The sequence below is a fragment of the Halobacillus sp. genome, assembly GCF_049282395.1.
Classification (GTDB): domain Bacteria; phylum Bacillota; class Bacilli; order Bacillales; family Halobacillaceae; genus Halobacillus.
In genome coordinates this window covers 1-6,873 of sequence record NZ_JBAPTY010000288.1, presented here as the reverse complement: position 1 = coordinate 6,873, position 6,873 = coordinate 1, and the positions used below count along the sequence as shown (strand labels likewise).

The window sequence follows — 6,873 nt, the reverse complement described above, 5'->3', positions numbered from 1 at the left end:
GGGAACTAAAGCAGGCAATAAAGGCTGGGAAGCCGCGACAGGAGCCATTGAAATGGCTACATTAATGAAAACATTTGATCAGTAAAAGTGGACAGGTTGTCGCAAATCAGCGGCAGCCTGTTTTTTTTACCTGACAGCGATAGTAAAGGTTATTGGTTATTTTCAATAAGGAAAATGCGATTAGTACATATTATATGATGATTCAATATCTGGATAATTTGTCGTTAAGGTGGTGTAATTTAAAAAAAGCAGCGAAGCTGATCTTATAGGAAAGCTCCCGATACTGGAAAACTTGAATTCGAGATATTGGTGGAGCGGAAGGTTATCCGGGGGACGATTTCGCTTTCCGGCCCTGCACGACGCAGGGTCGTTCGACGTTGCCACACGACGTGGCGGTCTTAGTCGAACTTCTTCTGTGGTGAGCTTCCTAGGGCTTAACAGCCCTGCGGGCCCTCCGAACCTAGCCGAATCAGAAACTCTAAACGGTTTCATCCTTACCCCTTTTGAGAAGAAATAAACACATGTACGTATACACTTTTTTAGGCTGGACATACGCGGGATAGCCTGCTATATAAACATTCCAGGCAGGGTAAGGAAGAAAAAATCTTCTCTTTCCGAAGGGGCCGTTATTCCTAATAAAGTTGGGCTGGTGGGGAAATGGTGAGACCCCCATGGGAGAAGGAACTAGGTGAGATCCCACAGAGAGTGAAACGAGCGAAGAAGCTCACCGTTCCCCCATAGGAAAGTGTTCAAATGTGGAATCACCCCGAAAGACACGACCAGCATAAGCCGAGCATCAAAAGGATGGCGGTTTTTCAATCCGTTGATGAACGGCTTATGTCTCGAGTGTCTGGGTGATGGAACAAGACGAGTTATTTCCCCACCAGCCCCCTCCTCATATCGTAACGGACCCAAATGATCTCGAAACTGAGACTTACATAATCCGGCCCGATTGTTGAATAAGCTTATTATGGAAAATGAATGACGGGTAACTGGGCAACTAGTGAAAAAGCAAAGACTATATCAAAGCTTACCTATTAAAACGTGAGGGTAGAACAGACATTCGTTACAATAGAGATTAGGTAGAATAAGACAGGGAGAGTGGCAGCCATGACAACTCGAGCGATATGGTTTCGCAGAGATTTACGATTAAATGATCATACAGCACTCAATAAAGCATTGGAACATGCGAGCGATGAGGATGAAATCCTTTTATTTTTTCATATCCATCCTGACCTGAATGAGGAATTTACTGCACGGCATGACTACTTTTTTCAAACCTTGAAGGCTTTTGTAGATGACGCAGAAGAGAAGGGGCTAGTCGTTCATTTTATAGAAGGAAAGATAAGCGCAGCGTTCGCTCAGCTGGTTGAAAAACATCAAGTAGAAGCCGTTTATTATAATCGAGATGAGTCAGGATTTGGCCTGAAAAGAGATCATGACGTTAAAGAGTATTTAAACGATTCAGACGTTCAGGTCTTCAGTTATATCGATCATCATATGCACGGAGCGAAGGAAGTAACTAAAAAGACCGGCGGATATTATAAAGTATTCACCCCTTACTATAAACAGTGGAAGCAGTTGCAAAAGCCAGCTGTTCAAAAGGTAGATCATGACCGGTTATCCCAGCTTGCTGTAGACAAGAATGATGAGTTTGAGGATGGTTACAAAGCTTACAAAAATTTGATCGGCAAGACAACGAGAGAATTTGATAAAGTCGGCGAAAACGATGCCCTTGATCACTTTTATGATTTTCTGGATGAAGCGATTTATGATTATGAAAAGGACCGGGATTTTCCAGCGGTGGATGGTACAAGCCGGATGTCCCGCTTCTTAAGAACTGGTGCTATTTCCATTCGAACGGTCTATCATTTAATTCATGATCAAGTGGACTACCGCAAAAATACAGAAGGGGTCGAAACGTATATTTCAGAGCTTGCGTGGCGTGATTTCTATAATATGATTTATCACTTTTATCCGAATGCCGGAGATGAAGAAATGGTTGAGAAATATCAGGGATTGCCCTGGAATTATGATGAAGATCTTTTTAATCAATGGAAAGAGGGCAGCACAGGATTTCCAATTATCGATGCGGCTATGAGACAGATGAATGAGACAGGGTGGATGCACAACCGTCTTCGCATGGCTGTAGCTTCTTTTCTAACCAAGGATTTGCTGATGGATTGGCGTGCAGGAGAAAGATACTTCGCAGAACAACTGATCGATTATGATCCGGCTTCTAATATTGGTGGCTGGCAGTGGGCTGCCTCTACAGGGACAGATCCTGTTCCTTATTTCCGGGTATTTAACCCTACTAGACAGTCGGAACGTTTCGATCCACACGGGCGCTTTATTAAAGAATGGGTGCCGGAATTAATAGATGTCGATAAAAAATATATTCATGAGCCGGCTAAAATGTCTGAGAAAGACCAGGAGCAAGCGAATTGTGTCATTGGGGAAGACTATCCTGAGCCAATGGTTGATCATAAAACCATGCGCATTCGGGCGATTGAAATGTTTAAAAATGAAAAAGAAGCAGAGAGCAGCTCTTGATCTGCTCTCTGCTTCTTTTTTAGGTCAGTCTAAAGGAAAAGACGGTACCTTTGAGGCGCTTTTAGAGCTGACTCTTTCCAGCATGTATTCGAGTAGAAAAAGATAATCTTTCTGGTTACCTGTATTTTTTGCAAGCACGGATAATTGTTCTAAAATATAAAGGCAATCATTTTCATAAAGGCTGTAGTTATCAAATCCTAAAATCGTCTGGCGTGCAAATTCCCATAAATCTTTGTGGACGGACTGATCCATTGTTTTACTAAGCAGGGCTACCATAGTAAGCAGTTCGGTCATGACCGCTGAGTTTTGGTTCGCGTATTCGCGAATGGATGCAAACCCTTTGTGAAGGTAATATCTGAAATCCTTTTGATTTAAGATAATACGAAGTTCCTGCTCCTGGTCGAAAAGATAGGGAGAGAAATTGGAAGACTGACCTATACTCTTTAATAGATCTGCAATTTGGTGAATAGTGTTCGTGACGGTTAGCGGGTCGTTATGCCCCAGAGCCTTAATGGCTACCTCGGCAAGCTTGATTAAACCGTATTCCAGATCCTGAATTTCAGTTTGCTTAATTCCAATCTCAATAGATTTCAGGTATCGGGCAGGGTCCACCTTTTCTTCATTTTCCCAATAAGTGACCACAGGCGTACCTTCTACAACGAATTCTCCGATTCTGACATCAAACCGTATAAGACTATTATCTCTTTTAGCCTGTTTAATGAGACGGGAGAAATCAGCCACTTGAAAATAACCCGGTTGATTGGCTTCAATCATCTTTCCCTCTGCTTCTGAAGGCAGTTTAGATTCGTCGATGCTTTTCTCAAGGTGATAGGGCTTCAGTTCTTTCTCTAAAGATGCCTGCACTGATTTTGACTTGGAGTTCATATTGTAACTGATGTTATGAACCTGCATCCAGGTCGTTGTATGGTTGATAAAATAAATAAAGGTCACGGCAGCTGTTATGGCAGTTAAAATAGATAGAGCAGGTGTAGCCACGATATACTCTTCTTCTTCATGAGTGACGTATAAGAAGTTCAAGAGCACATATATGAAACTACCATTAAATATTCCCAGAACATGCTGTGTCGCCCGGTCACTTACAAAGTTTACAAGCATTTTGGAAGAAAACTGGCCGCTGAACGTCGTAAGTGCTACAAGCAGGGAGTTAATCGTAAATGCGCTTAAGGTTAGCACCCCTCCTACGAGTGCACTCAAAAGAACCTGAAGCGTCTGACCGCTGAACCCGATGGCAGCAGGCAAATAGAGGCTGACATCCACAATGTAATCTAGATAAAAAGTAAAAGCAGAAAGACCAACAGCTCCTACTATATACCAGAAAGGCATAAACCAGAGGGTGGATTTTAACTCACTTTTACGCTGACGTTTCGACATTTTTAAATATTTTCTAATATAGTAAAAGAAACCCACATAATCACCATTCTTAGTTAGTTTAAATTCTTCTATTTCCTACCCTTGATAAAAATAAACTAACCCACTTTTTGTTTTTTAATATAGAAAAAGGTGAAAATAAGGTATAAGAACTATATGTTTCCTAGTTAAAATTCAAGATTCGGCATTTAATTAGGAAATGGATGGAAGATATGAAATAATATAATGACAATCTCAATTTTGGGAGGTATCAATTTGACAGCAAATCAAAAGCAATTAGAAAAATACGCAGAATTAGCTCTGAAAAAAGGGGTTAATTTACAAAGAGGTCAGGGGCTGATTATTAACGCCCCGATTGAGGCAGCAGATCTTGTTCGCACCATTTCTGCTAAAGCTTATGGCAAAGGAGCCAAGAACGTTCACGTTGAGTGGGGCGATGAAGTATTAAGTTACCTCAAAATGAAAAATGCTCCAATGGAGGTACTTGAGAACTTCCCTAAATGGAAGGCAGAAGGGCTGGAGGAGATGGTGGCTGATGGCTATTCTCTACTCTCGATTTATGGCCCGAATCCGGACTTATTAAAAGATGTGGATTCAGAGCGTGTAGCCAAAGCTAATAAAGCGAGTGCTCAGGCACTTACTAAATATCGCGATTACATCATGAATGATAAAACAACCTGGAGCATTGTAGCTTATTCCCAGAAGGCCTGGGCAGAAAAGGTATTTCCAGAGCTTTCTTCCGAAAAGGCCCAGGACAAACTATGGGAACAAATCTTTCAGATCACACGGATTGATCAGGAAGATCCAATTGAAGCCTGGAATGATCATAATGAACGTTTACGCCAGGCACGCGAATATTTAAATAATAAGCAATATAGAAAACTGCATTATAAAGCTCCAGGCACAGAATTGTCCATCGAATTGGTCGAGGATCATATTTGGCATGGTGGTTCAGCTACTTCTCAACAAGGCACTGAGTTCAATCCAAATATGCCGACAGAAGAAGTATTTACCATGCCCCACAAATATGGTGTAGATGGTAAAGTGACGAGTACGAAGCCGCTCAACTACGGCGGAAACTTGATTGAAAACTTTACCCTTACATTTAAGAGCGGTAAAGTAGTTGATTATTCAGCTGAATCTGGTGAAGATACTTTGAAACACTTGCTTGATACGGATGAAGGAGCGAAGCAATTAGGAGAGGTTGCGCTTGTGCCGAACGAATCTCCAATTTCTAAGTCCGGTCACATCTTCTTTAATACGCTTTATGATGAGAATGCTTCCTGTCATTTAGCTTTGGGCAAGGCATACCCGACTAATATCAAAGACGGTTCTTCGTTTGATGAGCAACAAATGGATCATCACGGTGTTAATGATAGTCTAGTTCATGAAGACTTCATGATGGGTTCGCCAGAGTTGCATATTGATGGAGAAACTAAAGATGGCGAGTTTGAGCCGATTTTCAGAAATGGAAATTGGGCCATTGAATTTGAATAAAACCGTAAATTCATCCTCTTCTGCATGAAGCGCAGAAGAGGATTTTTGTATCTTTGTTCCATGACAGAAAAGAGACAGAATTGACAGGTAGTTTACAGTTTGTTTAAAAAATAATAAAAACGGTATCAAATCTTTAAAAATGTGATAAATAGAGTATAGGACAATTTTTCAGACTAGGAAATTTGAAGAGCGAAGGGTGAAAAGAATGAAGCGTGATGTGTTTTTCGATAATGCAAAATTATTGCTGATTTTTTTAGTGGTATTTGGTCATATGATCCAGCCGTTTACAGATGGATCAGTTCCCATGTACACCCTCTATACGTGGATTTATACTTTTCATATGCCTGCGTTCATCTTCCTGGCCGGCTTTTTTGCTAAGGGGTCAGGTCATAAGGATTACATCATTCAATTGGCTAAAAAACTGATCTTGCCATATCTTATCTTCCAACTTGCCTATACGGGGTATTTCTTCTTTATTGGAAAAGATGGATGGCTCAACGGACCTTTTTATCCTCACTGGTCGCTTTGGTTCTTGTTTAGTTTATTCTGCTGGCATATTCTGTTGTACTGGTTTAAAAAGATCCCGCCTATTATCGGAATTACCATTGCCGTGGAGGTTGGGCTTGTAGTTGGGTACTTCAACGATATCGGCCACAGTTTCAGCTTATCCAGAACATTTGTATTTTTTCCGTTTTTCCTGGCCGGGTACTGGATGACGAAAGAGCATGTGAAACTGTTTAGAACGCGACGCGCAAGAGAAATAGGGCTTGTGGTGATGGCTTTAGCAGCTGGACTTATAGCTGCTTTTCCGGAAGTAAGTTCAGGATGGCTGCTTGGTTCTAAATCGTATGCAGATCTGGGTAATCCAGAATTCGGCGGCTTGATCCGCTTAATGGTGTATCTTCTTGCTGCTGTTATGACGGTAAGTGTATTATCCTGGGTGCCTGGAAAAGAATATCGTTTCTCCTATCTTGGCGGAAAAACCTTGTATGTATATTTACTGCACGGTTTCTTCATCCAATTCTTCAGACAGGCTGAGTTGTTTAAAGTAGGATCTATTTTCGATATCCTAGGTCTTGCTATAGTGGCTGCGCTTATTGTGTACCTGCTTTCAAGCAGTATAATCCGCACATTGACTCAGCCTTTAATCGAAGGCCGCACTCAATTGATAAAACATTGGTGGCAGAGGCACTCTAATAAAGATTCCAACTATCAACCTTAATAAATGAACGAAAAGTGCGAGTCCTATAAAGACTCGCACTTTTTTTAGTGCATACCAAAACGTGACTACAGGTTTTTTAAAAAGCAAGATATTAAACTAAAGGGCCGGTTACTGTAAGACTCAGTTTCGAGATATCGGGTTAGTCTGTAGGTCCTTCGGGGGACGATTTCGCTTTCCGTGGGCATGTGCTGAGCCTCCTCAGTCTTCGACTT

General features: G+C 41.4%; 4 protein-coding genes and 1 pseudogene. 4 read left to right on the top strand and 1 reads right to left on the bottom strand.

What is annotated here, in order from left to right; genetic code table 11:
* A pseudogene (gene ribH, locus WAM07_RS12705) lies at positions 1-85 on the top strand (6,7-dimethyl-8-ribityllumazine synthase); the annotation flags it as partial.
* A 1,025-nt stretch (positions 86-1,110) separates the two neighbouring features.
* Positions 1,111-2,553 carry a cryptochrome/photolyase family protein gene (locus WAM07_RS12700; RefSeq protein WP_422167371.1) on the top strand — a complete coding sequence of 481 codons (1,443 nt, stop codon included), beginning with the start codon at positions 1,111-1,113 and terminating at the stop codon, positions 2,551-2,553.
* A 24-nt stretch (positions 2,554-2,577) separates the two neighbouring features.
* On the opposite strand, the gene WAM07_RS12695 is transcribed toward WAM07_RS12700, so the two are convergent.
* Positions 2,578-3,945 (bottom strand): DUF2254 domain-containing protein, encoded by a 1,368-nt coding sequence (locus WAM07_RS12695; RefSeq protein WP_422167370.1) that lies wholly within the window; start codon positions 3,943-3,945, stop codon positions 2,578-2,580.
* A gap of 252 nt (positions 3,946-4,197) precedes the next feature.
* On the opposite strand from WAM07_RS12695, the gene WAM07_RS12690 reads away from it, so the two are divergent.
* Positions 4,198-5,439, top strand: a complete 1,242-nt coding sequence (locus tag WAM07_RS12690) for an aminopeptidase (RefSeq protein ID WP_422167368.1) — start codon at positions 4,198-4,200, stop codon at positions 5,437-5,439.
* Between the two features lie 205 nt (positions 5,440-5,644).
* On the top strand, positions 5,645-6,661 hold the full coding sequence (locus WAM07_RS12685; RefSeq protein ID WP_422167366.1) for an acyltransferase family protein: 1,017 nt from the start codon (positions 5,645-5,647) through the stop codon (positions 6,659-6,661).
* Positions 6,662-6,873: the final 212 nt, after the last annotated feature.